Source organism: Shigella sp. FC1967 (genome assembly GCF_001743005.1).
Classification (GTDB): Bacteria; Pseudomonadota; Gammaproteobacteria; order Enterobacterales; family Enterobacteriaceae; genus Proteus.
Window position 1 is genome coordinate 1 of record NZ_MIIZ01001248.1, and the last position, 447, is coordinate 447.

Genomic DNA, 447 nt, shown 5'->3' on the forward strand with positions numbered 1-447 from the left:
GGATATTATCATTAACTGAATACATAGGTTAATGAGGCGAACCGGGAGAACTGAAACATCTCAGTACCCCCGAGGAAAAGAAATCAACCGAGATTCCCCCTAGTAGCGGCGAGCGAACGGGGAGCAGCCCAGAGTCTTAATCAATAGCAGCATCAGGAGAACGGTCTGGAAAGTCCGGCAGTAAAGGGTGATAGCCCCCGTATCCGAAGATGCTGTTATTGTGAACTCGACGAGTAGGGCGGGACACGTGTTATCCTGTCTGAATATGGGGGGGACCATCCTCCAAGGCTAAATACTCCTGATTGACCGATAGTGAACCAGTACCGTGAGGGAAAGGCGAAAAAGAACCCCCGGCGAGGGGAGTGAAAAAAGAACCTGAAACCGTGTACGTACAAGCAGTAGGAGCCTCTTTATGGGGTGACTGCGTACCTTTTGTATAATGGGTCA

The 447-nt window shown here is 50.1% G+C and carries 1 rRNA gene; it reads left to right on the forward strand.

The annotated features are described in order from the left end of the window. Positions 1–447: ribosomal RNA gene (locus BHE89_RS20745) — 23S ribosomal RNA — on the forward strand; the annotation flags it as partial.